The following is a 26,604-nucleotide window of genomic DNA, read 5'->3' on the forward strand; positions in this document are numbered from 1 at the left end:
TGAATCGGTTGCGGCCCGCGAGGGCCTTGATCAATGCAGTTCGAGGTCCTGGCCGACTTGCAGCAGCTCCATCAGGCGTCCTACCAGCGGGCCGATCTCCGGCAACTTGCGACGTTCCAGGGGGTTGTCCCGCAGGGGCAGGTCGACGCTGATTTCCTCGACGATGGTTCCCGGGCGGGCGCTCATGACCAGCAGCCGGTCGGACATGGCGATGGCTTCCACCAGGTCGTGGGTGATGAACAGCGCGGTCTTCCCGGTGTCGGCGAGCATCCGCGCCATGTCCTGTTGCAGGATCATCTTGGTCTGGGCGTCGAGGGCCGAGAACGGCTCGTCGAGGAACAGCACCTGGGGGTCGATGGCCAGGGTCCGGGCCAGGGCGGCGCGCTGGCGCATGCCGCCGGACAGTTGGAACGGGTAGTGCTCGGTGAAGCCCTTGAGGTGGCAGCGTTCGAGCAAATCATTGGCCACCGCCTCCCGGGCGCTGGCCGCCACGCCCTGGATCTCCAGGCCCAGCTCGACGTTGCGGCGAATGCTGCGCCAGGGCATCAGCAGGTCTTTCTGCAGCATGAAGGCCACCCGGCGTACCGGCCCGGTCACCGCCTCGCCGCCCACCAGCACCTCGCCTTCGCTGGGCAGGTAAAGGCCCGAGCCCATGTTGAGCAGGGTGCTCTTGCCACAGCCGGAAGGGCCGATGATCGACACCACCTCGCCGCGGCGGATCTTGAAACTCACATCACGAATGGCAAAAGGCGCGCTGGACTGCCCCTTGCTCGGAAAACATTTACCGACCTTGCGAAATTCGATTTCAGTTGGCGCCGACGCTTCTTGAGGAAGCGCGGCATTCCATTGCGGCACGACGGCATACATCTCTTTCACAGCCATTGGGATAATTCTCAAGTCTGTTTTATAGGTGATATGTCGTTTAGTGCATGAACAATGCCAGTGAATTTCGGGCGAGGGTTTAAGTTATAAAAATTGTTATTAATCAGTGGCTTGCACTAATTATTTGAGTGTTTTCAATGTTTTATATATGAAACGATGTTTATTATTTGGCACGAAACTGCCCAACACTTGAAAGTTGCCTGGGAAGTTGCGAGAGAAGAAGGCTTTGTGGGTAACGGGAAAAACGCGATAAATGCCTTGTTTGTTTTATATATGAAACATGGCGCGCGCCAGTTGGCGGCTGCTCATATAAGAGCAGCCGCCCCGCAATGACCTATCGCCGAAAGTATCGGGTTGCAACACGTATCGGGTTACAGCCAGAAGGTTTCATGCCGCTCCTGGAAGTTGTGCATTTCACCCTGTTCCAGCAACTGGCGAATCCACGGCCCGAGCAGATCCAGCGAGCTGTCCAGGGGGCTGGGCCGCTGCCAGCGCAGCGGCACCCGGGCGAAGCGTTGCTGGTTGGCGCTGACGTTTTCCAGGATCTGCCGATCCTGCTTGAGGATCACCTTGAACAGCGGCTGCAGCACGCCGCGCTTGAGCCAGCCCGGTGTGCGGCCGCGGGCCGTGGCGATGCGCGCGAACAGCTGCAGTTGGCCCTCGGCGGCCGGGCTCAGCCAGGCGCTGACCAGCAGGTTGAGCCGGCCCTGGCGGTCGCGGTATTCGATTTCCGCCAGCCCCGGCAGGCGGAAGCGGCCCATGCTCAGGCCGCGTTCGCCTTCGAACAGCCGCGAAATCAGCCCGGATTGGGTGCCTTCTTCGCTGTACTGCGCTTCAACCCCGTCTTCGAGCTGATGCACCCAGGCGCGAATGCGCTGGCGCTGGCGGTCGTGGCGAATCCAGCCGGCGTGCACGAAATGGGTGTGGAAACCGTCGAGGAAATTCTCCGCGGCGTCCTGCAAGCTGCAGCGCACCCGGTCACTGATCCAGAACACATCCAGGGCCTGGGTCTGTTCGGCGGCCGCCACCGGCGGCGCATTCGGCCGCTGGCTGGCAAGGCTGGCCCACACCAGCCCCTGGGCTTCGCAGCTGTGCAGGGGTTGCAGCAGCGGCTGGCTGCAACGCTGCTGCTCCTGGCCGGGCAGCTGAGTGCAACGGCCCTGGGGGTCGAAGCGCCAGCCGTGGTAGGGGCACTGGATCTGCCCGTCGCGCACCCGGCCGGCGCTCAGCGGCGCAAAGCGATGGGGGCAGCGGTCCGGCAATACGGCGGGGGCGCCCTCGGCGTCGCGAAACAGCACCAGCGGCACGCCGTGCAGGGTGCAGGCCAGCGGGTGCTTGTGCAGGTGCCGGCTGAGGGCGACGGGCCACCAGCCCAAGTGACTGTTCACAGTTTGAGCTTCCTCATCAGCGGTACGCCGATCCGTTGCAGCAGCAACCCCATCAGTTGCCACACCAGCCTGCGCGACCAGGGCAGGTGGGCGACGTGGACCAGGCTGTATTCGATTTCGGGCTGGCCGCCGCGCAGGCGCTTGAAGGCGGCGGCGCCGGAGCTGAAGTTGAGCACCTGACGGCGGTTCACCGCTTCTTGCAGGCACAGCCGGGTCAGTTGCCGGTACAGCCCGGCGCGCTGGGGCAGGGCGGTGTCATAGCCGACGATGGGGGTGCTGATCAGCGCGCTGTTGGCGAACCAGCCCAGGGCGCCGTCGATGCGCCCCTCGGCGTTGCGCAGGGCGCGCACTTGCAGCCAGCCTTCGGCCTGCCCGCGTTGCAGCCATTGGGCGCTGTAGTGGGGGTTGAGGCGGCTGTATTTATCAAGGTACAGCAGGTTGTACAGCTGCTCGATGCGCTGGAAGTCGGCCTCGTTCAGCTCGCTGCCGGGCACCACCGTATACGGGCTGCGGCGCAGCAGGGTGGCGTCCAGGCGGGTGTTGTGATGGCGCAGGAAGGCCGAGTCCTCGCCGTCGCGACCGTCGAACAGGTACACCTGGCGACTGGGAATGGCCAGGTAGCCCAGGGCTTGCAGGCGCTTGCGCAGTTCGAGGTTGCTGAAATCGTTGAGGGAGCGGAAGCCGAAGCCGTGGTCGGGAAACTTCCGGCGCAGCAGCTCGGTGATCGCCGGCAAATCCGCGCCATCCCAGTCGGCCGGGTACAGGTTGGTGGACAGCAGCCAGTTGTTGACCTGCACCAGGCGATCGACCTTGGCCGCGCTCAGCAGCCGGTCGACGCCCTGGGTCAGCAGCTTCAGTGGCCAGGCCAGCCAGGGCCGCTTCAGGCGTTGCAGCTCTTCCCGGGCATAGCCGCTGTAGGCGGTCTGCGGCGAGACCACGTAGCAGTTATCCACAGGGTCGTGGCCATGGTTGATGCTCACCGGGAACTGCTGGTGGCCGGTGTCCAGCAGGGCCAGGGCGGTGCTGACGTTGCCGATCAGCGCGCCACCGGCGCAGGTGCGCACGTACTGCCGGGCGTGGCTGTCGCCGACGCTCGGGGGCTCAAGGGCCAGTTGCTCGGGCATCCACAGCTTCATCGGCGTGGCGCCCCCAGAGGCTGGCCGTTCCACTCGATATCGGCGGTGGAGGCGGCCAGCAGCCCGCAGCGGCGGGTCAGGGCGCGGCCGATGATCTCGCTCAGGCTCAGCAGCTGGGCGGTCAGCGGGCCGCGATCGCCGTCCTGCACGATCACGTCCCGGGCCTGCCGGAAGTCGTGCCAGAACGCGCGGCTCAAGGCCCGTTGCGGCGCGGCCAGAAGCAGCATGGCCAGGGCGATCATCCGCGGTTCCAGGGTCGCCTGCAGCGCCTCGCTCGCCTCGCTGCCGAGCGCCGCCACCAGTTGCACGCGCTGGTCGTCGAACAGGTGCACGCCGCTGGTGGCCCTGGGGTTGCACTCCAGGACATGGAAGCGGCCGTGCGGGTCCTCGATGAAATCAAAGCCTACTTGCCCGGTGTAGCCGGTGGCCTGGCCGAACTGCTCCAGGAAGGCGCGGATCGGCGCCGGGGCGCAGCTGTGAAAGTAGATCCCCGAGCCGCGTCCGACCCGGTAGCGCGGCTGGTAGCTGCTATGGGCACGCAACTGGCCGTCCACCAGCAGGCTGAAGCTGCAATATTCCTGGCCGGGGACAAACTGCTGGGCGACCCAGGGCGCATCGCTGCTGGGCCGGACCTTGGCCAGCTGCGCCGGGCTGGGGCGAATCAGGGTCTGGGAGGCAAAGCGCGAATAGGCCGGCTTGAACACCAGGGCATCGCGCTCGGCGGCCAGGGCCTGCAACGCGGCCGGGTCATGCAGCACCCGGGTCGGCGGTGCGGCCACATCCCAACCTTGGGTCAGGGCGGCGAAATCGCCCTTGTGGTGCAGGCGGTGCAGCAACTCGAAATCGCTGGTGAACACCCGGCACAGCGGGCGCAGGCGCTCCAGGCCGTGGGCCAGGTAGAACACTTCTTCGCAGGTGGGCAGCAGCAGGTCGATGGCCTGTTGGCGGATCACTCCGGCCAGGGCCTCGATCCAGGCCTCGGGGTCGTGGCGCGGTTCCGGCAGGCGCACGAAGTGCTCGGCGGCGCGGCTGAAGCGGCTCAGGGGCTGGGCCAAGGAATCGGCCACGGTCACCGTCCAGCCGGCTTGGCTGAAGGCCCGGGCCCACTCCAGGCAGGCCGGGGCCCGGGCGCCGAGAATCAATACACGCATGGCAGTCCCTCGGGTAGTTGCAGCATCAGCAGGCGGCGTCTTTTGCTGTGGGGCGGCGGCGCCTGCCAGTGGCCGAAGCTCAGGCTGGGCGGTTTTAGCCCCTGTTGCGCGCAGAGCTCGGCGAGGGCCTCGCCCAGGTGCTGGCACAGGGCGTGGTAGTCGCCGCTGGTGTGCAGATTGACCTGCCAGAGCAGCCCACGCTGGTGGATTTCATATTCCTCAAGCGTCGCCCCGAGCATCAGCAAGGCGCGGCGCAATACGTCGGGGTAGAGCGGTGCCAGTTGCTGGCCGTCGAGCCTTGGCAGCCAGAGGATCTCGTCGGCGCGGCCCTCCACGGCGGCAATCGCCCGCTCCGCGCGGCCGCAGGGGCAGGGCACGCTGGCCACCCGCAAGATGTCGTTGAGGCGATAACGCACGATCAGCTGTGTACGCCGGGAAAAGTCGGTGATGATCGGCTGGAAGCGCGTGCGTTCCGGGTCCAGCCACTGCGGCTCGATATGCAGGTGGCTTTCATTCAGGTGCAGGGTGCCGGCCTCGCAGGTGTAGCCAAGAAAGCCCTCGCTGGCCTGATAGATCTGCCGGGGCTTGAGCCCGAAGGCCTGCTGCACCACCTCGGCGTCAGTGCTTTCCAGCACTTCGGCCACCGACAGAATGTGCCGTGGGCGGATCGTCAGCTGTCCGGCCAGGGCGGCCTGGGCCAGCCCGCGCAACACCGTGGCCGGGGCCACCAGCACGTCCGGGTTGTGCTGATTCAGGCGCTCCAGGGAGGCGTTCAGGCCCAGGGTCAGGTCATGAAAGGCGAAGTCGATGCGGCGGCTGGCCAGGGTGGTGTACAGGCGGCTGTTGGCCCGCAGGAAAAAGGCGATGCGCAGCGGCGCCAGCCAGGGGCACAGCAGCCTGGGCAGCAGGGCCCGGGGCAGGGTCCGCGCCAGCAGGATACCGGCCCAGCGCTGGCGTTCCGCGCTGCTGACCAGGAACACCCCCTGGGCCCCCGAAGTGCCGCTGGACAGGCCCACGGTGATGTCGCCCAGGGTCGGGCTGAAGTCCCGGGAGTGCTCGGCTTGCAAGGCCACCGGCAGCACCTGCTCCAGGCTCAGGGCGCGGGTGTTGAAGCCGGCGAAATCGCTCATCAGGCTGGCCTTGTCCATGATCGGCAAGCTGTGCAGGCCGCCGTTGACCAGCCCCCTGAAGCGCTCGCCGCCAGGCATGACCTTGGCCATGAAGTGCCGCAGGCGCCTTGCCTGCCAGGCTTCCAGCCGCTCGCGGCGACGAAAGCGCAGGGCGTAGCGGCTGAACACGAAGGCGCCGATGCTGCGCAGGGTGCCCAGCAGGCGTTCACTGTTCATTGGCGAACGCCTCCCAGGCCTGGGTGCAATGGGACGGCAGCACCGCCACCGCCGGTTCGCGGCGAATCAACTGGCCCAGGCCGCTGTAGGTACGCAGGTACTGCTGACGGTCGGCGCTGGCAAACCACAGCGCCGGGGCGGCGGGCAGGCGCTCGGCGCGGCAGGCCGGCACCGACCAGCAGGTGTCGGCCACCAGGAACACCGGCCGGCCCTGGGCGTCGGGGATGAACAGGCCCAGCTGGCCTTCGCTGTGCCCCGGCAGCGGCACGCCGATCAGGCTGCCATCGCCGAACAGGTCCAGGCCCTGCTCGAAGGGCGCCATCCAGCCCGGTAGCGCACAGCTGGGGCTAGTGTCGGCCAGGCGCAGGCGGGCGCTGAAATCGTCCGGCAGCAAGCCCGGCAGATGGCCGCCAAGGGTGGCGCGCCAGCGCCGGCCGCGCAGGCTGTCGATATGCTGGTAATCGGCTTTCAGGGCGATGAAACGCGCGTTGGCAAAATCCCGCAGCCCGGCGACATGGTCGGCGTGGAAGTGGGAAATGATCACATGGCGGATATCCCCCGGGCCTATGCCCAGCTCGTGCAACTGCGCGCCCAACTGCTCGACCACTGGCAACTGCACCGGCACCGCGCTGCGGTACAGGCGCTCGGGCAGGGCGCGGGTGGCCTGGAAGAAGTGTTCGGCGTAGCCGGTGTCGTAGAGCATCCAGCCGTGCTCCGGGTGCTGGATCAGCCCGCACAAGGCTGGAAACTGTACCGGCGCCAGGCGCCCGCCACGGTCGGCCATGCATTCCAGGTGCCGGCACCAGCCGGCCCGCAGGACTTTCAAGCGCACGCTGCGGCTCATGGTCGTTGCCTCTGCTTGGCCCGCCACCATTGGGCGTGCTGGATGATGCCCTGTTCCTGGCTGATCACCGGACGGTAGCCCAGCTCGCGCTGGATGGCGCTGATGTCCAGGGTCTGGCTGAAGGCCAGGACGCCGGCGCCGTAGCGGGTGATCAAGGGTTCGGCGCCGTTGCCCAGGCGCGCCTTGAGCTCCAGCAGGTGCGCCACGCCGTGCACCAGGGGCCAGGGCAGGCGGCGGGTGCGCAGTGGCAGTTGGAAGTGCTCGGCCATCTGTTGCAGCAGGTCCTTGAAGGCCAGCGGCGTACCGTTGCTCAGGTTGTAGACGCACAGCGGGCGCGGCAGGGGCCGGGTCAGGGCCAGCCATACGGCGTGCACCAGATTGTCGACGCAGGTCAGGTCCAGCTGGGCTCGGCCGCCGCGCATCAGCGGGATCGCCCCGCGTTGCATCACTCGCAGCAGGCGCGGCATCAGGGTCGCGTCCCAGGGGCCGAATACCGCCCGGGGCCGCAGGATCACGCATTCGGGCAGGCCGGCTTGGCCCAGCAGGGTTTCGGCCTGGGCCTTGCTGCGGGCGTAGTCGTTCACCGGCGTGGGCAGCGGCTGGTCTTCGCGGATGCCCAGGCGGTCGCTGAAGTCGAAGTACAGGCTCGGGGTGGAGATATGCACCAGTCGCGCAATGGCGTTGTTCCGGCAGGCGTGGATCACCTCGGCGGTGGAGTCGAGGTTGGCCCGGGCAAACGCCTGGGGCGAACCCCAGGGTGAAGACAAGGCGGCGCAATGGACTATGGCGTCGTGCTGACGGCTGGCGTCGGCCAGCAGGCGTTTGGCCTGGCGGCTGCCGTGCTCCACAGGCAGCCAGCGCACTGGCGCCGGGCTGTGGGCAATCACCTCGGCCGCTGCCTCGGGGTTGCGCCCGCTGAACTGCACCTCACAGCCTTCGGCGGCCAGCTTCCAGACCAGATGCCGACCGATAAAACCGCTGCCGCCGGTGACCAGGATTTTCATCAGAACTCCAGGATCAGGCCGCCGAGGGACAGGCCCGCGCCAGTGCCGATCAGCATCAGGGTTTGCCCGCGTTGAATGCGCCCGTCGCGCACCGCGATGTCCAGGGCGGTGGGCAGGGAAGCCGCCACCTGGTTGCCGTGCCGGGCAAAGATATCGATGACCTTTTCCGGCCCCAGGCTCAGGCGCCTGGCCGCATGCTGCATGGCCTGCTGGCTGGCTTGATGGGGGATCACCCAGTCGATCTGCTCCAGGGGCAATGCAGCTTGCTGGAGCAGGTCGTCCATCAGCTCGGGCAGGTGCTTGGCGGCGAGGCGGAACACGCCCTTGCCCTGCATGGCGAAGCTGGTCAGCGGCTCGAAGGGCACCTCGATGCGCCGCGGATGAAAGCGCGAACCGCCAGCGGGGATCTGGCACAGCGCCGCGCCTTCGGCGTAGGTCTTGAGGCGTGAGGCGAGGATCTTCTGCTCGCCGTCGCCGGCCCCCAGCACCGCCGCCGCCGCGCCGTCGCCGAAGATGCCGCAGACTTCCACCTGCTGCCAGTCCAGGCCGCAGGAGGCGATATCGGCGCACACCAGCAGCACACGGCGGTAATGCCCGGCCTGGATCGGCCAGGACAGGGTGTCCAGAGCGGCGATAAAGCCCAGGCAACTGGCGTTGATGTCCATGGCCGGTATGCCCGACTGCCCCAGGCCCAGCTCCCGCTGCAGCAGCGCGGCGTTGCAGGGCATGCCCTGGTCCTGGGTGCCACTGGCGCAGACGATCAGGTCCAGCTGTTCAAGCGTCAGGCCGGCCGCGTGCAGGGCCTGGCGCGCAGCACTGGCGCCGAGGCTGGCGGCGGTGTCCGCAGGATCGGCGACATGGCGCTGCTGCACACCGCTGATGCGCGCCACGCTGCCGGCTTCCAGGCCGAGCTGGCGGTCCAGCTCGGCACTGTTGACCACCCGCTGCGGCAAGGCGTGGCCGGTGCCGAGGATGGCCAGGGCGCGGGCCGGGCGGGGGGAGGACGCTGATGTGTGCATGCAAATTCCGTTTGTGGGGCGTCGGGGGAGGCTTGATCAGGTGGCGGACGGCGGGACCGGGCATTGGCTCAGAAAGGCTTGCAGCCCTTGCTGGTATTCCTCGGCGTCCATGAGTTCGCTGTGCTTGGCGATGCGGAAGGCCTGGCCTTTGCGATGCATTTCGGCGCTGGCCACGTCATAGAAGTTGGCCGCTTCACGCAGGTTTACGACCTGCTCCCAGGTCATGCTGCTCCTAGCTCTGGGAGCTTTGCTCAGGGTGAAACCCAGGTCGTCGAAGGTCAGGGTGTAAGTGCCTTCGGTAGCCTTCAGGGGCGCCCGCAGGCGGGCCTCGATCAGGCGGTGGTTCAGGCCGCGCAGCGGTGTCCGGTGCCGGGTGCGGGCCTGTAGGCGCTGGATCAGGCGCCCGGAAAAGCGCCACCAGAGCGGGATGAAGATCAGCGCGCAAAGCACCAGGGCGATGATCTTTTCCGGGGTAAAGCGCCGCTCGGGAAAATACACCGCCAGGGGCGCAGCGATCAGGCACAGCAACAGGATCAGCGGGCCGAGCAGGCGTCCCTGCCAGCGGGCGGTAGTGCCCGAGATCCGCGTCTGCAACTGGTCATGCTCCAGCAGCGCCTGGGGCAATTTTTCGGCAAGCCGGGCTTCGGTGTGGGCCGGGGTGAGGCGGTACTGCAATTCCATGGCGGCTGAATCCGAGGTCCGTGTTCGGTGAGGGCGGCAGTTTACCGACTTCTGGGGAGCAGCGGCTGGTGCACACGCAGCCATTCGCCGCTCAGGTTGGGAACTGCTCTACATATCGCTCCACCCATTGATACAGGTGTGCATCCAGCTGTGGCCGCTGCTGGTTGAAACTGTCCTCGCAGCGGTTGAACAGCGGGTCCTGATTGATCCGCATGCTCAGCTCCACAGGGCTTTCTTCCTTGGCCTGGGTGGCCCGTAGTTGCTGTTGGCGCTGGTCGGCCTGTTCCAGGGTGTTTGCCAGGTCATCCTGCTGTAGGTGCCGGAGTTGGGCGATGGCCTGGGGCAGATGAAAGTGCAGGGCGCTGTCGAAACCTTCCCAACCCTCGAAGGCCAGCCACTCGTGCAGGATCATGAAGCAGCGCGGTGCTGGGGCCAGTTGCTCCAGTCGCGCGAAATCCAGCCAGTACTGGCGGGGCAGCTGCTCGGCGGTTTCGATGGCCTGGGCGATGAGGTCCAGGGCCTGGCCCGGGTCCCGGTGGTGCTTGCGCAGAATGCGTTGGGTCAGGCTGAAGCGTGCTTCTTCTATAGCGTGCAGGGCGCGGTTCAGGTCGTAAGCGGCGGCGTGCAGCTGTTCCCGGGCTTGCTCTTGGGGCAAGCCGGACTTTTCTACCAGCACTTGCAGCAGCTCGGATTTGTAGAGCTCGGCGGCCTGTTGCGGATTGTCGGCGCAACGTTCGAGCAGGGCCTGGGCGTGGCGCAGGCCGATGGGGATCAGGGTGCGTAGCTGTTGCAGGGCCTGGGTGTGCGTCGGGTCCATCGACAGGGTGCCTTGGTAGTCATTGCCGGCTGCGGCGGGAGGCTGATTATCTACTGCGCCGGGCAAAACCTGTAGCCGCTGCCGCAGGCTGCGAACGTCCCGAAGGGACGCGGGGTTCTCAGGGTCGCTGAAGGTCCTGCGGACCTTGTCGCAGCCTCGCGGGCTCGGCAGCGGCTACAGGTTGCGTCAGGGGCCGGGGCGGGCGCCGTCGAGCAGGGCGTCCACCACGGCGCGGGCCATTTCAACCGAATGCACCATGGACCAGATCAGCCCGCGTTCGATGCCGCTGGCCCGTTCGGTGATTTCATCGGACACCTCTTCGGCGCATTTGAGCAGCAGGGAAACGTGCATCAGGGCGTCTTCGGCATTCACCCGGGGTTGTACGGCGAACAACGAATGGCCCTGGGCGTCGCGCAGGCCGAAGGGGCGATGGCGGGTGCCGTGCAAGGCGGCCAGCAGGTTGGCGTTAGCGCGGTCCAGCTCCGGGTCGCGGCGTGGATGATCGGTGGGCAAAGGCGGATCGGGGACGAGCTTTTTCATGACGGTCACTCACTCAGTAGTTAACGGACTGCCGAGCTCACTTCCACATGAGGGGTGGCAGTTGTGCGAGGGTGTGGAAGACCGGGACTGAGTAACCCAGCACACCCGAAGGTGTCCCGCGCACAACCGCCATAAAGCGATGCCGACGACAATACGTCGAGCGATGCTCATGAGCGCTCATGCTTACTCAGGTCCGAACTTCCACATCCGGGCCGCTGATTTTGCAGCGGCTCAGGGAGACTGCCTGATCGTTCGAAGGGGTACAAGGCGCTCAAAGGCGTGGGGGATTCTCTCGGATTTGCCCTACAAAACAAAGCGAATCCGCTTCGATGCTGGGCGGCATCGCCTTACAAAACCTGTTGTGATCAGGGGGCTAAAGGCTCGTTTGAGGTTGCGAACGGGAAAGGCAGATCGAGTGTGCAGACAGGTTTGCTGCCCCTGCGGGGCCGGACTTGCCTACGAGAAATTTCATATATTTTTTCGGAAACTCCCTGCGCCATGCCTGAAATCCTTGTAATAGGCTGTTTGGCTGAATATTAAAGGAGTGGTACCTATGGCGAGTCATGGCTACATGACCATTACCGGCAAGGCTCAAGGATTGATTTCGGCGGGTTGTTCAACTCAGGAATCAATCGGTAATAAATGCCAGTCGGCGCATACCGACGAAATAATGGTTTTATCTTACAGCCACAACATGGCCAATATTGGGAATATCAATAAAGCAACGCATCGGCCGCTTACAATCACCAAAAATATTGATAAATCGTCCCCTTTACTTGCTCAAGCACTTGCAAGTAGAGAGGAGCTCAGTTGTTCAATTAGTTTCTATCGAATTTCTTCGTACGGGCTGCAAGAAAAATTTTACACTGTAGAAATTCATGGCGGAGTTATTGCCGATCTGACCGTAGAAATGCCCCATGTTGTTTTTCAAAATGATGTAGAGCCTCAAGAGCATCTTGCGATTCGCTATCGTGAAATTACTTGGGTGCATCACTTGGCAGGAACGAGTGGGCACACCTCATGGGGGGTTGATGAGTGGGGCAGCTAAAAAACAACGACTATTGGTTAGTCAGTAAGGCCGCTGGAAATTTGACGAATCAAGCCTGTACTTTAGGGGCGCGACATATCAAGGATGGCACGTTGCGTTTGCAATTTAATCGTGAGGTTTCTTATTACGCAAGAAGCATTGTCAATGAGGTTGCGTTGGGTAAAAAAAGCCCTGAACAGGGTTTGATGGACATAAAAAATGAACAGAGCAGCTTACTAAGCCAGTCATGGGAAATCGCCAAAAAAGGTGCAGGCACCATCGCCGGAGCAATGCAGATCATAACCGGTGCGGGAGTATGCTACGGCTCGGCCGGTACCCTGTGTCTTGTGGCTGGTGTACCGATGATGGCCCATGGAGCAAATAACGTTTATGAAAATGGGCGCAACCTTTTAGAAGATCGTACTGATACAGAGGGGCCGGTCAGGCAGGGATATCAAGCAGTTGCCAAAGCAGTCGGTTACGGAGAGCGCGAAGGAAATATGGCCTATGGAGCAACTGATATAGGGCTTTCTGCATATGCTCTTAGTCGGTATGTATTAAAGCCGGATGCCTGGCGCTTGTTTAGATATGTCAGATCAGACTATGTGCGATCTTATAAAAGTATGGGGGCTAGCGCCATGGGTTTTGAGATATATACCGATCTCCAAACAGGGAAGCAGGTATACCAAGAGACTGGGCAATGATTTTGTGGCTCTTTCCTGTTGTGGCCGCCTGTGGGATTGGTGTTGCCTATTTCCTGAAAGTGCGACTGTCGGGTAGTGATTTAAATTACACTAAACTTTACGCTTGTTTAGTGTTTAATGGTTTTTTTGTCGTGCCCTATATCGATATTCTTCAAAATCAAAATTTCTTGTTTTTGGGGCGTCGACCAGAGTTGCTCTTAGAGCATGAGTTTATTGGGTGGATTGCTTTTTTTTGTATATTTATTCATTTGTTTGCGCTCCCTGTTAAACGAAAAGTTAGATGGTGGTTTTCGAGAAAATAAATTAACGGCAAGCTAATGCTCTATTGTTTGAGCATTTCTTGCTGTGATTTTTCGGCAAGCCGGATTTCGGCGTGGGCAGGGGTGGTGCGGTAGTGCAATTCCATGGAGAGGGTAATCCGAGGCCCCTGTTCGGTGAGGGCGGAAGTCTACCGGCTTCTGGGAGGAGCAGTGGCGTGTACGCCAAAGACGAGCGGCGACTCAGGCTTGAAACTGCTCCAGATGTTGTTCCACCCATTGGAGTAGATGCTCGTCCAACTGCGGCCGCTGCTGGTTGAAGTGCTCCTGGCAGCGGCTACAGGTTGCGTCAGGGGCCGGGGCGGGCGCCGTCGAGCAGGGCGTCCACCACGGCGCGGGCCATTTCCACCGAATGCACCATGGACCAGATCAGCCCGCGTTCGATGCCGCTGGCCCGTTCGGTGATTTCATCGGATACCTCTTCGGCGCATTTGAGCAGCAGCGAGACGTGCATCAGGGCGTCTTCGGCATTCACCTGGGGTTGCACGGCGAACAACGAATGGCCCTGGGCGTCGCGCAGGCCGAAGGGGCGATGGCGGGTGCCGTGCAAGGCGGCCAGCAGGTTGGCGTTGGCGCGGTCCAGCTCCGGGTCGCGGCGCGGATGATCGGTGGGTAAAGGTGGATCGGGGACGAGCTTTTTCATGAGACTGGTTCCTTTAGCGTTTAAGAAACCGCCGGATCTCACTTCCACATGAGAGGGTGGCAGCCGTGCGCAGGTGTGGAAGACCGGGCTAAAGGAACCGGCGCACCCGAGGGTGCCCTACGCACAGCCGCCATAGATCGAGTTCACCCAAGCCGCATCGGCAAGGGTGTTCGAATGAGACGACTGCACGTCCTTTATCCCAGACTTCCACATCCGGGCCGCTGATTTTGCAGCGGCTCAGGGAGACTGCCTGATCGTTCGAAGGGGTACAAGGCGCTCAAAGGCGTTGGGGATTCTCTCGGATTTGCCCTACAAAACAAAGCGAATCCGCTTCGATGCTGGGCGGCGTCCCCTTACAAATCGCGGCTTTTCTCCAGGCAAAAAAAAGGGCCTGGAGACGTATCTCCAAGCCCTCAAAAGGTGAGAGGTGTCTAGTCCCTCAACCTGGTGAGCGGTGTTGCATGTTTCGGGGTCGCGGTGGTTAGGCTTTCAGCGGAACCAGGCGCGGGGCAATCATGTTTTCCGGACGCAGGATGTCGTCGAGCATGGCGTCGTCCAGCAGGCCTTCTTCGCGCACCAGTTCCAGTACGCCACGGCCACTTTCCAGGGCGATACGGGCGATACGGGTGGCGTTTTCATAGCCGATGTACGGGTTCAGCGCGGTGACCAGGCCGATGGAGTGCTCCACCAGTTCGCGGCAACGGGTTTCGTTGGCGGTGATGCCGGTGATGCAGTGCTCGCGCAGCATGTCCATGGCGCGTTGCAGCAGGCGGATCGAGTCGAAGATCTTGAAGGCGATCAACGGCTCCATCACGTTCAGTTGCAGCTGGCCGCCTTCGGCCGCCATGGTCAGGGCCAGGTCGTTGCCGATAACTTGGAACGCTACCTGGTTCACGGCTTCCGGGATCACCGGGTTGACCTTGCCGGGCATGATCGAGCTGCCTGGCTGACGCGCTGGCAGGTTGATCTCGTTGATGCCGGTGCGTGGGCCGCTGGACAGCAGGCGCAGGTCGTTGCAGATCTTCGACAGCTTCACGGCGGTACGCTTGAGCATGCCGGAGAACAGCACGAAGGCGCCCATGTCGGAAGTGGCTTCGATCAGGTCGGCAGCTGGAACAACCGGCTGGCCGCTGATGACGGCCAGGCGTTGTACGGCCAGGGCCTGGTAGCGCGGGTCGGCGTTGATGCCGGTGCCGATGGCGGTGCCGCCCAGGTTGACTTCGGTCAGCAGCTCGGGGGCCAGGGTCTTCAGGCGCGCCAGGTCTTCACCCAGAGTGGTGGCGAAGGCGCGGAATTCCTGGCCGAGGGTCATCGGCACGGCGTCTTGCAGCTGGGTACGGCCCATTTTCAGGACGTGGCTGAATTCTTCACCCTTGGCGGCGAACGACTGGATCAGGCTGTCGAGGCTGGCCAGCAGGGCGTCGTGACCCAGCAGCAGACCCAGGCGGATCGCGGTCGGGTAGGCGTCGTTGGTGGACTGCGCCATGTTCACGTCGTTGTTCGGGTGCAGGTACTGGTATTCGCCCTTGCTGTGGCCCATGGCCTCCAGCGCGATGTTGGCGATGACTTCGTTGGCATTCATGTTGGTTGAAGTGCCAGCGCCGCCTTGAATCATGTCCACCACGAACTCTTCGTGGAAATCACCGCGGATCAGACGGGCACAGGCTTCGCTGATGGCAGCGTGCTTGGCTTCGCTGAGCTGACCCAGCTCGCGGTTGGCGTCAGCAGCTGCCTGCTTGACCATTGCCAGACCGACCACCAATTTCGGGTAATGCGAAATCGGAACACCGGAGAGGCGGAAGTTGTTCACCGCTCGCAGGGTCTGGATGCCGTAATACGCTTGAGCCGGTACTTCGAGTACGCCAAGCAGGTCTTTTTCTGTGCGGAATGATGCAGCGGAGGACATGACGGAGATCATCTCGATAGGGACCCGGTCTGTGCCGGGAACGCTGCGAATCCTAGGCCGAAGGGAATTTTTGGGCCAATGCTGTTAAACACTGGGCTATGCATATTCGGCATAATGCCGGTGTGACGCCGGGTTGCCGGCGAGCGTGTGACCTAAAATGGTGCGTGTCCGGGAGGACGTGATGAATCTGGAAAGCAAATGGCTCGAGGACTTCAGTGCCCTGGCCGCCACCCGCAGCTTTTCCCAGGCTGCCGAGCGACGTTTCGTGACCCAGCCGGCCTTCAGCCGGCGCATCCGCAGCCTCGAAGCGGCGCTGGGCCTGACCCTGGTCAATCGCTCGCGCACGCCGGTGGAACTGACGGCAGCGGGGCAGTTGTTCCTGGTCACCGCGCGCACCGTGGTTGAGCAACTGGGTGAAGTGGTGCGCCACCTGCACCACCTGGAAGGCGGGCAGGGCGAGGTGATGCAAGTAGCGGCGGCCCACTCCCTGGCGCTGGGGTTCTTCCCACGCTGGATCGCGCAACTGCGCAATGAAGGGCTGAACATTGCCACGCGGCTGGTGGCCACCAACGTCGGCGACGCGGTGCACGCCCTGCGCGAAGGCGGCTGCGACCTGATGCTGGCCTTCTATGATCCGGATGCCGCCCTGCAGATGGATTCGGAAATCTTCCCCTCGCTGCACCTGGGGCACACCGAAATGCTGCCGGTGTGCGCCGCCGATGCCCAGGGCAAGCCGCTGTTCGACCTGGAAGGGGAATCCAGCGTGCCGCTGCTGGCCTACAGCGCCGGGGCCTTTCTCGGGCGTTCGGTGAACCTGCTGCTGCGCCAACGCAACCTGCGTTTCACCACGGTTTATGAAACCGCCATGGCCGACAGCCTCAAGAGCATGGCCCTGGAAGGGCTGGGCATTGCCTGGGTGCCGCAGTTGAGCGTGCGCGCCGAACTGGCCCGGGGCGAGTTGGTGGTGTGCGGCGGCGCGCAATGGCATGTGCCGCTGGAGATCCGCCTGTACCGCTGCGCCTTGGTGCGCAAGGCCAACGTGCGCTTGCTCTGGCGCAAGCTGGAAGGCGCGGCTGCGCAAGCCACTAGCAGCACATGACTTGCGAACGGCACCGCAGGGGCCGCCACACCTGGCGCCGCGGTCTGTCTGAAGGATGGGCAACACCGCCCTTGCGCCGGCTGCGCCGTCGTTCGCAGCCTGCGGCAGCGGCGACAAGGAGCAGGTCAGGCCGCGAGGGATTTTCAGTCCAGGGCGACTGACTCCCAAGTCAATAAAACCGGGGTTTTGCGGTGCAAATACTTTGTTCGACAGATGGTCGGCGAAAGTGCGTTTAGCGCGGCTTTTTCGGTATACTGCGCGGCCTTCGGCCGGTTCGTCCGGCCATAATTCGTACAGTCAAGCCACGCATTTTCGCGTGGCTTGTTGTTTTTGACGCGCCTGCGGGCGCCCAGAGAGAAGAGGCACGACGATGAGTGCACTGGTTGGCGTGATCATGGGCTCCAAGTCCGATTGGTCCACCCTTAGCCACACCGCCGATATGCTGGAAAAGCTCGGCATCCCTTACGAGGTGAAGGTGGTGTCCGCACACCGCACCCCGGACCTGCTGTTCCAGTACGCCGAAGAGGCTGAGGCGCGTGGCATCGAGGTGATCATCGCCGGTGCCGGCGGCGCGGCGCACTTGCCGGGCATGTGCGCGGCCAAGACCCACCTGCCGGTGCTGGGCGTGCCGGTGCAGTCGTCGATGCTCTCGGGCGTGGATTCGCTGCTGTCCATCGTGCAGATGCCGGCTGGCATCCCCGTGGCCACCCTGGCCATCGGCAAGGCCGGTGCGATCAACGCGGCCCTGCTCTCGGCGAGCATCCTGGGCGCCAAGCACCCGCAGTTCCATGCCGTGCTGAAAAAATTCCGTGCTGAACAGACAGACAGCGTTCTGGACAATCCAGACCCGCGCGTCGCCTGAGGTTGTTGACGATGAAGATCGGTGTAATCGGTGGCGGCCAGTTGGGCCGCATGTTGGCCCTGGCGGGGACTCCGCTGGGAATGAACTTCGCTTTCCTCGACCCGGCGCCGGACGCCTGTGCCGCTGCCCTGGGCGAACACCTGCGGGCCGACTACGGCGACCAGGACCACCTGCGCCAGCTGGCCGATGAAGTGGACCTGGTGACCTTTGAGTTCGAGAGCGTGCCGGCGGAAACCGTGGCCTTCCTCTCGCAGTTCGTGCCGGTCTACCCGAGCGCCGAAGCCTTGCGCATCGCCCGCGATCGCTGGTTCGAGAAGAGCATGTTCAAGGACCTGGGGATTCCCACCCCGGAGTTCGCCGACATCCAGTCCCAGGCTGACCTGGACGCCGCCGTGGCGCGCATCGGCCTGCCAGCGGTGCTCAAGACCCGCACCCTGGGTTACGACGGCAAGGGCCAGAAGGTCCTGCGTAGCGCCGCCGACGTTGCCGGCACCTTCGCCGAACTGGGCAGCGTGCCTTGCCTGCTGGAAGGCTTCGTGCCGTTCACCGGTGAAGTCTCGCTGATCGCCGTGCGCGCCCGTGACGGGGAAAACCGTTTCTACCCGCTGGTGCACAACACCCACGACAGCGGCATCCTGCGCCTGTCGGTGGCCAGCAGCGATCACCCGCTGCAGGCCCTGGCCGAGGACTACTCCAGCCGCGTGCTCAAGCAGCTGGATTACGTCGGCGTGATGGCCTTCGAGTTCTTTGAAGTCGACGGTGGCCTCAAGGCCAACGAGATCGCCCCGCGGGTGCACAACTCCGGGCACTGGACCACCGAAGGCGCCGAGTGCAGCCAGTTCGAAAACCACCTGCGGGCGGTGGCGGGCCTGCCCCTGGGCTCCACGGCCAAGGTCGGTGAGAGCGCGATGATCAACTTCATCGGCGAAGTGCCGCCGGTGGACAAGGTCATCGCCATCGACGACTGCCACCTGCATCACTACGGCAAGGCCTTCAAGGCCGGGCGCAAGGTCGGCCACGCCAACCTGCGTTGCGCCGATCAGGCGACCCTGCAAGCGCAGATCCTCAAGGTCGAAGCGCTGATCGCCGAGTAACAAATCCACCGGCTGGCGGGAACCTTCGTTTCCCGCCGTTCTCTGATAGCGGGAGGCCAAGGCGCTGACTAGGCTTTGGCTTGATCCCCCCTTACAGAGGAACAGCCATGGGCATTATCGGAACCATTTTCATCGGCTTGATCGTTGGTCTGCTGGCGCGCTTCCTCAAACCGGGAGACGACAGCATGGGCTGGATCATGACCATCCTGCTGGGTATCGCCGGCTCCTTTGCCGCCACTTATGGCGGTCAGGCGCTGGGTATCTACCATGCGGGCCAGGGCGCCGGTTTCATCGGTGCGCTGGTGGGCGCGATCGTCCTGCTGGTGATCTACGGCTTTATCAAGAAAAGCTGATTCCCCCCTGCAAGCCCCCTCTGCCGCTCGGGCGGAGGGGAGCCCATTTCTTCATCTGAAACTTCAACGCAGCCGACGGTTTGGGCACTAGAATGCCCGGGTTTTTCCGTCCTTCCTTTTTGACCGAGCCAGCCTCTCATGCGCCGTCTTCTATTGACCTTTGTTCTGCTGGGCTGCGGCCTGGCCCACGCTGGCGAACTGCCGGAAACCGATTGGCTGGAGCTGATGCCCAAGTCGGACCAGAAGGCCCTGGAGCAGATGCCGGAAATCGACCACAACTCCCCCGAAGCCAACGGCACCTTCACCGACAAGGGCGGCCTGAAGCAGAGCAAGGGCTTGCCGGCGGTGATGTATTCCACCAAGACCGTGCCGGCGATGAACGACAAGCAGATCCGCCTGGGCGGCTACCCGGTGCCGCTGGAAGCCGATGCCAAGGGCCGCAGCACGCTGTTCTTCCTGGTGCCGTACCCGGGGGCCTGCATCCACGTGCCGCCACCGCCGCCCAACCAGCTGGTGCTGGTGCGCTTTCCCAAGGGCGTGAAGCTGGATGACATCTACACCCCGCTGTGGGTGACCGGCACCCTGAAGATCGAGAAGGTCAGCAATGACCTGGCCGACGCCGCCTACGCCCTGGAGGCGGCGAAGGTGCGGGTGGTGCAGGAATCCGACCTGTAGCGGGACTGAGGGGATTAGCCAGGAATTTGGGGCCAGGAGGGCTGTTGTGGCGAGGGAGCTTGCTCCCGCTCGGGCGCGTAGCGGCCGCAAGACCTGAGTACGCGTTCTGCCTGACAGACCGCGGATTCAGGACTTGGGAAGGCTGCGCCTTCCAGCGGGAGCAAGCTCCCTCGCCACATTCGGCTTAAACACAGGGCCCATCAGCGCAATCGTGGGTCAGAGCGGGGCGGCGCCGATGCTCACGCTCAGGGTGTGGCGGGCGCCGGGGGCCAGGGTGACGATGTCGTCCATCACGTTGGCGGTCTCGATGCACAGCATGCGCTGCCAGCCATCGTCTGCCATGTCGCTGAACTGCGCGGCACGCTCGATCCAGGGGTTCCAGATCACCGCGGTGCGCGAACCCTCACTGGTCAGGCGAATCCGCCGTTGCCAGTCCGGGTCGACGATTTCCAGCTGCGCCGGAACGTTCAGGTAGATGCGGTCGGTTTCGCCGCTAAAGCGCAGGGCGCCGCGTTGGACCTTGGTTTTCCAGTCTTCCAGGGTCTCGATGTAGTTCAGCCCGTCCACGCCTTCCACCTGCACGTTGCGCACATCGCTGACCGCAAAGTAGCTGTGCAGGGCCTGGCTGATGCTCACGCTTTCAGTGCCCAGGTTATGGCTGGTGAGGCTGATGTGCAGTTGCTCGTCCAGGCGGATGCTCAGGCGCGGTTCCACTGAATGGGGCCAGCCGGGGAAGCCGTCTGCGGGGCAGGGCAGGCGCAGTTCCACCAGCAGGCTGTCGCCCTGGCTTTCGATGCCCAGCAGTTCCCAGTCGGTGGCGCGCACCAGGCCGTGGGCCGGTGCCGGTTCGCTGCTCTGGCGCATGGCCTGCACCGCTTGCGGGTTGCGCGCCAGGTTGCCGAACCAGGGCCAGCACACCGGAACCCCGGCGCGGATGCTCTTGCCGCTGTTGAACACGGCCTCGTCGTTGAGCCAGATCAGCGGCTGTTGTCCATCCACCTGATAACTGAGGATGTGCGCGCCTTGCTGGGCTACCAGCAGTTCGGCGCCACCGTGGCGGATGCGCCAGCAGTTCAGTTCATCCAGTTTGACCGTTTCGACCTGGGGCGTAGGCATGCTGCTGTTCTCGTTCGCAAGGTGTGGGCTGTCATGGACCGCATGACAGCCTCCAGGTTTAACGTGCGCGGGGCGGAACCGAGCGGGTGCGGCCGCTGCCGTCGATGGCGACGAACACGAACACCGCTTCGGTGACCTTGCGCCATTCGCTGGACAGCGGGTCGTCGCTCCACACTTCGACCATCATCTGGATCGAGCTGCGGCCGATTTCCAGGGTCTGGGTATAGAAGGACAGCTGCGCGCCCACGGCCACCGGCACCAGGAACGCCATGCGGTCGATGGCCACCGTGGCCACCCGGCCACCGGCGACGCGGCTGGCCATGGCGGTGCCCGCCAGGTCCATCTGCGCCACCAGCCAGCCGCCGAAAATATCGCCAAAACCGTTGGTTTCACGGGGCAACGCGGTGATTTGCAGGGCCAGGTCGCCTTGCGGGATTGGATCTTCTTGTTCGAGCTCTATCATGCCGAGGGGCCTCTGACCCGTGACGCTTCATGGGTACTTCAGGTGAATAGCCGTCTTCAGGAAAAACGATTCAGCCCGAACACACTGCGTTCGTCACGTTCTTTCTAAGGCGTGCTATAGGGAAACTCTGCGAAATCGGCTGCTCATGCACTGTGAGAACTACTGCGCTCAGCAACACTGCGTTAGAAACAGGCACGGATTGCTCATTTACAACACGTAGACTCCGCATCCGTGCCTGTTTCTGCCTTGTCTTGCTTTCGCTCGCTACGTTCTCACAGCGCATGAGGACAACGGGTTTTCGCACAGCAACCCTTGCCAGGAGCGGCTTTGCGCTCCGAGGTTTGCGAGTATATCGGTCGATAGACTCCGCGACGACCCACTCAGTTCGCAAATTTGTGAGTCATTTGTGCGCTGCTGTGTACGCATTCGAACAATTTGCTATCGTGCCGAACCTGCCAGGCCCCAACCAGCGCTGTTGCGGCTTCCAGAACCGACTAATAAGAGAAGCCCTTGCCATGACCACTGTGCCCGCGAGCGCCGCGCAATCCGCGCAACCCGCCCGTCCGCTGACCCGTAGTGACTACAAGACCTTGTCCCTGTCCGCCCTGGGCGGGGCGCTGGAGTTCTACGACTTCATCATCTTCGTGTTCTTCGCCACTGTGGTCGGCAAGCTGTTCTTCCCGGCGGACATGCCCGAGTGGCTGCGCCTGATGCAGACCTTCGGCATCTTCGCCGCCGGCTACCTGGCCCGTCCCCTGGGCGGGATCGTCATGGCCCACTTCGGCGACCTGCTGGGGCGCAAGAAGATGTTCACCCTGAGCATCTTCATGATGGCGGTGCCGACCCTGATCATGGGCCTGCTGCCGACCTACGCGCAGATCGGCATGTGGGCGCCGATCCTGCTGTTGCTGATGCGGGTGATCCAGGGCGCGGCCATCGGCGGTGAAGTGCCCGGGGCCTGGGTCTTCGTTTCCGAACACGTGCCGCAGCGGCACATCGGCTATGCCTGCGGCACCCTGACGTCGGGCCTGACCGCCGGGATTCTCCTGGGCTCGCTGGTGGCCACCGCCATCAACAGCCTCTATACCCCGGTGGAAGTGGCGGACTACGCCTGGCGGATTCCGTTCCTGCTGGGCGGGGTGTTCGGCCTGTTCTCGGTGTACCTGCGCCGCCTGCTGCACGAAACCCCGGTGTTCGCCGAACTGCAACAGCGCAAGGCCCTGGCCGAGGAACTGCCGCTGCGTGCAGTGCTGCGCGATCACCGCGGCGCCATCGTGATTTCCATGCTGCTGACCTGGCTGCTGTCCGCCGGGATCATCGTGGTGATCCTGATGACCCCGACCGTGCTGCAGACGGTCTATAAATTCCCGGCCATCACCGCCCTGGAAGCCAACAGCCTGGCGATCGTGTTCCTGAGCCTGGGCTGCGTGGCCTCCGGCGCTTTGGCGGACCGCTTCGGCGCCGGCAAGGTGTTCGTGTTCGGCAGCGCCTGCCTGCTGGCCACCTCCTGGACCTTCTATCACGGCCTGCTGGACAACCCGCAGTGGCTGTTCCCGCTGTACGCCCTGACCGGCCTGTTCGTCGGCACCATCGGCGCGGTGCCCTACGTGATGGTCAAGGCGTTCCCGGCAGTGGTGCGTTTCAGTGGCCTGTCGTTTTCCTACAACCTGGCCTACGCGATCTTCGGCGGCCTGACGCCGATGGTGGTGACCTGGCTGCTCAAGGAAAGCCCGATGGGCCCGGCCTATTATGTTGCGATTATTTGCGGCATCGGCCTGCTGGTCGGTCTGTACCTGTGGGCCAAGGGTCGCTGATCGCCGCCAGCTTGTAGCCGCTGCCGCAGGCCCTGCTGGGCGCTGAAGAGTGTCGCGACCCTGCGGGTCGGTCGCAGCCTTCGGCAGCGGCTACAAGAAGCTTTCATTCCCCCACGAAAGAAAGGCCAGCTTCCGTTCAGGAGTGCTGGCCTTTCATCTAATTGTCATATTCCGGACATAGAGTGTTCACACGGCCTACAGATACTTGGCCCCGACTTAACACACCCTATCTGCTAGGAGTAAGGCATGAAACTGAAGCGTTTGATGGCGGCAATGACCTTTGTCGCCGCTGGCGTTGCGACTGCCCACGCGGTTGCCGCTGTTGACCCTGCTATCCCGAGCTACACCAAGACCACTGGTGTGTCGGGCAACCTGTCCAGCGTCGGTTCCGATACCTTGGCGAACCTGATGACCCTGTGGGCCGAGAACTACAAAAAAGAATACCCGAACGTCAACATTCAGATTCAGGCCGCCGGCTCCGCCACCGCGCCACCCGCGCTGACCGAAGGCACCTCCAACCTGGGCCCTATGAGCCGCAAGATGAAGGACACGGAACTGGCGGCCTTCGAACAGAAGTACGGCTACAAGCCAACTGCTATCCCGGTGGCCGTGGACGCCCTGGCAGTGTTCGTGCACAAGGACAACCCGATCCAGCACCTGACCATGGAACAGGTCGACGCGATCTTCTCGTCCACCCGTCTGTGTGGCGCCAAAGCCGAGGTGAAGACCTGGGGCGACCTGGGCGTGACCGGCGACCTGGCCAACAAGCCGGTTCAGCTGTTCGGCCGCAACTCGGTATCCGGCACCTACGGCTACTTCAAGGAAGAAGCCCTGTGCAAAGGCGACTACAAGCCTAACGTCAACGAACAACCCGGTTCGGCGTCGGTGGTGCAGTCCATCAGCTCCTCGCTGAACGGCATCGGCTACTCGGGCATCGGCTACAAGACCGCCAGCGTGAAGACCGTGGCCCTGGCCAAGAAAGGCAGCAGCGACTTCATCGAAGACAGCGAAGAGAACGCCCTGAACGGCAAGTACCCGCTGTCGCGCTTCCTCTACGTCTACGTCAACAAGGCCCCGAACAAGCCTCTGGCCCCGCTGGAAGCCGAGTTCGTGAAACTGGTCCTGTCCAAGCAGGGTCAGGAAGTGGTGGTGAAAGACGGCTACATCCCACTGCCTGCCAAGGTGGCCGCCAAGGCCCTGGCTGACCTGGGCCTGAAAGAAGGCGCATAAGCCGCCGCATAAGGGTCCGGCCCCCGGACCCTGTCGTATCCGTAAGAGCTGGCCGGGCGGCGTTCCGCTTGCCAGCGCAAGCGCCCGCGAGCCAGCTCTTACAACCTCATTTTTTGTCCGCTGCCGGCCCTGCCACGCGGCGGATTTGTTGCGTCACTGCATTGTCATCTTTCTGTCATACAGGATCGCTAGGGTGTGCGCATGAATGATCTGGCCAACTCCACCATGACTACGACTTCTCCCCCCAAGCGCATTGACTTCAATACGCCTGAGCTGCAACGCAAGCGCCGCATCCGCGCGCTCAAAGACCGCCTGACCCGTTGGTACGTCCTGGTGGGCGGCCTGGCCGTGCTGGGCGCGATCACGCTGATTTTCTTCTTCCTCGCCTACGTCGTCGCACCGCTGTTCCAGGGGGCCGAACTGACTGCCAAGGACCCGCTGACCCCCGCCTGGATGCAGGACGCCGGCAAGCCGCTGATGTTCTCCCTGGAAGAGCAGAACCAGGTCGGCATGCGCGTCTCCGACAAGGGCCAGGCGCTGTTCTTCGACATCGACAGCGGCGCCGAGCTGCGCAAGGTCGACCTGCCGCTCCCGGCGGGCGCCAGCGTCACCTCCATCGGCAAGGACCAGCCCGGCAATCCGCTGGTGGTGGTCGGCCTGTCCAACGGCCAGGCCCTGGTGTTCCGCCACACCTACAAGGTCAGCTACCCGGACGGCAAGAAGACCATCTCGCCGGCCATCGAGTACCCCTACGGCGAAACCCCGATCACCCTGAACGAGCAGGGCGGCGCACTGGAGCACGTCAACCTCAATGCCACCGATTCGTCGCTGATCGTCGCCGGTTCCACCGGTGCGCAACTGCATGTGCTGAAACTGACCCGCGAAGAAAACATGATGACTGGCGAGGTCACCAGCGAGCAGAGCCGCATCGAGCTGCCGCAGATGACCGAGCCGGTCAAGGCCATGTACATCGACCCACGCCAGCAGTGGCTGTACGTGGTCAACGGACGCGCCCAGGCCGACGTCTTCAGCCTGCGCGACAAGAGCCTCAACGGCCGCTACAAACTGCTGGAAGACGCCGATACCGAAGTCACCGCCAGCACCCAGCTGGTGGGCGGCATCTCGCTGATCATCGGCACCTCCAAGGGCGGCCTGGCCCAGTGGTTCATGGCCCGCGACCCGGACGGCGAGCTGCGCCTGAAGCAGATCCGCACCTTCCAGATGGGCACCGCGCCTATTGTTGAAATCACCGCCGAAGAGCGTCGCAAGGGCTTCGTCGCCCTGGACGCCGCCGGCAAGCTCGGGGTGTTCCACAGCACCGCCCACCGCACCCTGCTGGTGGACCAAGTGGTGGACGGCCAGGGCCTGTTCGGCCTGTCGCCACGGGCCAACCGGGTGATCGTCGAGGCCGGCGGCAAGCTGCAACCGCTGCTGCTGGACAACCCGCACCCGGAAGTGTCCTGGAGCGCACTGTGGAGCAAGGTCTGGTACGAGAACTACGATGAGCCTAAGTACGTCTGGCAATCGACCGCGGCCAACACCGATTTCGAACCCAAGCTGAGCCTGTCGCCGCTGACCTTCGGCACCCTGAAGGCGGCGTTCTACGCCATGCTGCTGGCGGCTCCGTTGGCGGTGGCGGCGGCGATCTACACCGCCTACTTCATGGCCCCGGGCATGCGCCGCAAGGTCAAGCCGGTGATCGAGCTGATGGAAGCGATGCCGACGGTGATCCTCGGCTTCTTCGCCGGCCTGTTCCTCGCGCCTTATGTCGAGGGCCATTTGCCGGGCATCTTCAGCCTGCTGCTCCTGCTGCCGATCGGCATCCTGGTGGCCGGTTTCGCCTGGAGCCGCCTGCCCGAGTCGCTGCGCCTGAAAGTGCCGGACGGCTGGGAGAGCGCGATCCTGATCCCGGTGATCATCCTGGTGGGCTTCCTCTCGCTGTACATGAGCCCGTTCATGGAGAACTGGTTCTTCGGCGGCGACATGCGCATGTGGATCTCCCACGACCTGGGCATCACCTACGACCAGCGCAACGCCCTGGTGGTCGGCCTGGCCATGGGCTTTGCGGTGATCCCGAACATCTACTCGATCGCCGAAGACGCCGTGTTCAGCGTGCCGCGCGGCCTGACCCTGGGCTCGCTGGCCCTGGGCGCCACGCCGTGGCAGACCATGACGCGGGTGGTGATTCTCACCGCCAGCCCGGGGATCTTCTCGGCGCTGATGATCGGCATGGGCCGCGCCGTGGGCGAGACCATGATCGTGCTGATGGCCACCGGCAACACCCCGGTCATGGAAATGAACCTGTTCGAAGGCCTGCGCACCCTGGCCGCCAACGTCGCGGTGGAAATGCCCGAGTCGGAAGTCGGCGGCAGCCACTACCGCGTGCTGTTCCTCTCGGCGCTGGTGCTGCTGTTGTTCACCTTCGTCATGAACACCCTCGCCGAGCTGATCCGTCAGCGTCTGCGCAAGAAATACTCGTCGCTTTAAGAAAGG

The 26,604-nt window shown here is 63.7% G+C and carries 26 protein-coding genes; 11 read left to right on the forward strand and 15 right to left on the reverse strand.

What is annotated here, in order from left to right; genetic code table 11:
- Window positions 1-30: 30 nt before the first annotated feature.
- The 11 genes from LXM55_RS13045 to LXM55_RS13095 form a co-directional block, all read right to left on the reverse strand.
- A complete protein-coding gene (locus tag LXM55_RS13045) occupies window positions 31-867 on the reverse strand; it encodes an ABC transporter ATP-binding protein (protein WP_233321035.1) in 837 nt (278 codons plus the stop codon).
- A 386-nt stretch (window positions 868-1,253) separates the two neighbouring features.
- Window positions 1,254-2,270, reverse strand: a complete 1,017-nt coding sequence (locus tag LXM55_RS13050) for a Rieske 2Fe-2S domain-containing protein (protein ID WP_233320749.1) — start codon at window positions 2,268-2,270, stop codon at window positions 1,254-1,256.
- The gene (locus LXM55_RS13055) at window positions 2,267-3,406 is read right to left on the reverse strand and encodes a hypothetical protein (RefSeq protein ID WP_233320750.1); all 1,140 of its coding nucleotides are present in this window, start codon (window positions 3,404-3,406) and stop codon (window positions 2,267-2,269) included. The genes LXM55_RS13050 and LXM55_RS13055 overlap by 4 nt, the downstream gene beginning before the upstream one ends.
- The gene (locus LXM55_RS13060; protein ID WP_233320751.1) at window positions 3,403-4,557 is read right to left on the reverse strand and encodes an ATP-grasp domain-containing protein; all 1,155 of its coding nucleotides are present in this window, start codon (window positions 4,555-4,557) and stop codon (window positions 3,403-3,405) included. Before LXM55_RS13060 ends, LXM55_RS13055 begins: the two co-directional genes overlap by 4 nt.
- Window positions 4,545-5,903 carry a F390 synthetase-related protein gene (locus LXM55_RS13065; protein WP_233320752.1) on the reverse strand — a complete coding sequence of 453 codons (1,359 nt, stop codon included), beginning with the start codon at window positions 5,901-5,903 and terminating at the stop codon, window positions 4,545-4,547. The genes LXM55_RS13060 and LXM55_RS13065 overlap by 13 nt, the downstream gene beginning before the upstream one ends.
- Window positions 5,893-6,747 carry an MBL fold metallo-hydrolase gene (locus LXM55_RS13070; protein WP_233320753.1) on the reverse strand — a complete coding sequence of 285 codons (855 nt, stop codon included), beginning with the start codon at window positions 6,745-6,747 and terminating at the stop codon, window positions 5,893-5,895. The genes LXM55_RS13065 and LXM55_RS13070 overlap by 11 nt, the downstream gene beginning before the upstream one ends.
- Complete coding sequence (locus tag LXM55_RS13075; protein ID WP_233320754.1) at window positions 6,744-7,751, reverse strand: NAD-dependent epimerase/dehydratase family protein; 1,008 nt, start codon at window positions 7,749-7,751, stop codon at window positions 6,744-6,746. Before LXM55_RS13075 ends, LXM55_RS13070 begins: the two co-directional genes overlap by 4 nt.
- Complete coding sequence (locus tag LXM55_RS13080; protein WP_233320755.1) at window positions 7,751-8,770, reverse strand: beta-ketoacyl-ACP synthase 3; 1,020 nt, start codon at window positions 8,768-8,770, stop codon at window positions 7,751-7,753. Before LXM55_RS13080 ends, LXM55_RS13075 begins: the two co-directional genes overlap by 1 nt.
- Window positions 8,771-8,806: 36 nt before the next feature.
- On the reverse strand, window positions 8,807-9,451 hold the full coding sequence (locus LXM55_RS13085; protein ID WP_233320756.1) for a hypothetical protein: 645 nt from the start codon (window positions 9,449-9,451) through the stop codon (window positions 8,807-8,809).
- 91 nt (window positions 9,452-9,542) lie between these two features.
- Window positions 9,543-10,268, reverse strand: a complete 726-nt coding sequence (locus tag LXM55_RS13090) for a hypothetical protein (RefSeq protein WP_233320757.1) — start codon at window positions 10,266-10,268, stop codon at window positions 9,543-9,545.
- 186 nt (window positions 10,269-10,454) lie between these two features.
- Complete coding sequence (locus LXM55_RS13095) at window positions 10,455-10,808, reverse strand: DUF6124 family protein (RefSeq protein WP_233320758.1); 354 nt, start codon at window positions 10,806-10,808, stop codon at window positions 10,455-10,457.
- 553 nt (window positions 10,809-11,361) lie between these two features.
- Here LXM55_RS13095 and LXM55_RS13100 point away from each other — a divergent pair.
- The 3 genes from LXM55_RS13100 to LXM55_RS13110 are packed head-to-tail and all read left to right on the forward strand — an operon-like array spanning window position 11,362 to window position 12,841.
- Window positions 11,362-11,856 (forward strand): Hcp family type VI secretion system effector, encoded by a 495-nt coding sequence (locus tag LXM55_RS13100; protein WP_233320759.1) that lies wholly within the window; start codon window positions 11,362-11,364, stop codon window positions 11,854-11,856.
- Window positions 11,844-12,539 (forward strand): DUF4225 domain-containing protein, encoded by a 696-nt coding sequence (locus LXM55_RS13105; protein WP_233320760.1) that lies wholly within the window; start codon window positions 11,844-11,846, stop codon window positions 12,537-12,539. The genes LXM55_RS13100 and LXM55_RS13105 overlap by 13 nt, the downstream gene beginning before the upstream one ends.
- A complete protein-coding gene (locus tag LXM55_RS13110) occupies window positions 12,536-12,841 on the forward strand; it encodes a hypothetical protein (protein WP_233320761.1) in 306 nt (101 codons plus the stop codon). The genes LXM55_RS13105 and LXM55_RS13110 overlap by 4 nt, the downstream gene beginning before the upstream one ends.
- A 304-nt stretch (window positions 12,842-13,145) precedes the next feature.
- Here LXM55_RS13110 and LXM55_RS13115 read toward each other — a convergent pair whose 3' ends face one another.
- Both LXM55_RS13115 and aspA read right to left on the reverse strand, forming a co-directional pair.
- Window positions 13,146-13,499, reverse strand: coding sequence for a DUF6124 family protein (locus LXM55_RS13115; RefSeq protein ID WP_233320762.1), 354 nt, complete (start codon window positions 13,497-13,499; stop codon window positions 13,146-13,148).
- A 481-nt stretch (window positions 13,500-13,980) separates the two neighbouring features.
- Window positions 13,981-15,405: an aspartate ammonia-lyase gene (gene aspA, locus LXM55_RS13120; RefSeq protein WP_233320763.1), complete on the reverse strand. Its 1,425-nt coding sequence runs from the start codon at window positions 15,403-15,405 to the stop codon at window positions 13,981-13,983.
- Between the two features lie 181 nt (window positions 15,406-15,586).
- Here aspA and LXM55_RS13125 point away from each other — a divergent pair, with 181 nt between their 5' ends.
- From LXM55_RS13125 to LXM55_RS13145, 5 genes are all read left to right on the forward strand, one after another.
- Entirely contained in the window at window positions 15,587-16,504 is a 918-nt protein-coding gene (locus tag LXM55_RS13125; RefSeq protein ID WP_233320764.1) for a LysR substrate-binding domain-containing protein, read from the forward strand.
- A 370-nt stretch (window positions 16,505-16,874) separates the two neighbouring features.
- Window positions 16,875-17,366, forward strand: coding sequence for a 5-(carboxyamino)imidazole ribonucleotide mutase (gene purE / locus LXM55_RS13130; protein WP_016967060.1), 492 nt, complete (start codon window positions 16,875-16,877; stop codon window positions 17,364-17,366).
- An 11-nt stretch (window positions 17,367-17,377) separates the two neighbouring features.
- On the forward strand, window positions 17,378-18,460 hold the full coding sequence (locus LXM55_RS13135; RefSeq protein WP_233320765.1) for a 5-(carboxyamino)imidazole ribonucleotide synthase: 1,083 nt from the start codon (window positions 17,378-17,380) through the stop codon (window positions 18,458-18,460).
- 107 nt (window positions 18,461-18,567) lie between these two features.
- The gene (locus tag LXM55_RS13140; protein WP_233320766.1) at window positions 18,568-18,813 is read left to right on the forward strand and encodes a GlsB/YeaQ/YmgE family stress response membrane protein; all 246 of its coding nucleotides are present in this window, start codon (window positions 18,568-18,570) and stop codon (window positions 18,811-18,813) included.
- Window positions 18,814-18,951: 138 nt separating this feature from the next.
- Window positions 18,952-19,488 carry a DUF3299 domain-containing protein gene (locus LXM55_RS13145; RefSeq protein WP_233320767.1) on the forward strand — a complete coding sequence of 179 codons (537 nt, stop codon included), beginning with the start codon at window positions 18,952-18,954 and terminating at the stop codon, window positions 19,486-19,488.
- 216 nt (window positions 19,489-19,704) lie between these two features.
- Here LXM55_RS13145 and LXM55_RS13150 read toward each other — a convergent pair whose 3' ends face one another.
- Together LXM55_RS13150 and LXM55_RS13155 are read right to left on the reverse strand one after the other, a co-directional pair.
- A complete protein-coding gene (locus LXM55_RS13150; RefSeq protein ID WP_233320768.1) occupies window positions 19,705-20,604 on the reverse strand; it encodes a D-hexose-6-phosphate mutarotase in 900 nt (299 codons plus the stop codon).
- 58 nt (window positions 20,605-20,662) lie between these two features.
- Window positions 20,663-21,067 carry an acyl-CoA thioesterase gene (locus tag LXM55_RS13155; protein ID WP_003229628.1) on the reverse strand — a complete coding sequence of 135 codons (405 nt, stop codon included), beginning with the start codon at window positions 21,065-21,067 and terminating at the stop codon, window positions 20,663-20,665.
- Window positions 21,068-21,582: 515 nt separating this feature from the next.
- On the opposite strand from LXM55_RS13155, the gene LXM55_RS13160 reads away from it, so the two are divergent.
- The 3 genes from LXM55_RS13160 (at window position 21,583) to LXM55_RS13170 (ending at window position 26,598) form a co-directional block, all read left to right on the forward strand.
- A complete protein-coding gene (locus LXM55_RS13160) occupies window positions 21,583-22,881 on the forward strand; it encodes an MFS transporter (RefSeq protein ID WP_267924387.1) in 1,299 nt (432 codons plus the stop codon).
- Between the two features lie 246 nt (window positions 22,882-23,127).
- Complete coding sequence (locus LXM55_RS13165; RefSeq protein WP_233320769.1) at window positions 23,128-24,111, forward strand: phosphate ABC transporter substrate-binding protein PstS; 984 nt, start codon at window positions 23,128-23,130, stop codon at window positions 24,109-24,111.
- Window positions 24,112-24,564: 453 nt separating this feature from the next.
- The gene (locus tag LXM55_RS13170; protein ID WP_233321037.1) at window positions 24,565-26,598 is read left to right on the forward strand and encodes an ABC transporter permease subunit; all 2,034 of its coding nucleotides are present in this window, start codon (window positions 24,565-24,567) and stop codon (window positions 26,596-26,598) included.
- Window positions 26,599-26,604 lie beyond the last annotated feature (6 nt).

Origin of the sequence: Pseudomonas sp. Au-Pse12, assembly GCF_021341665.1 — a bacterium.
GTDB lineage: Bacteria > Pseudomonadota > Gammaproteobacteria > Pseudomonadales > Pseudomonadaceae > Aquipseudomonas.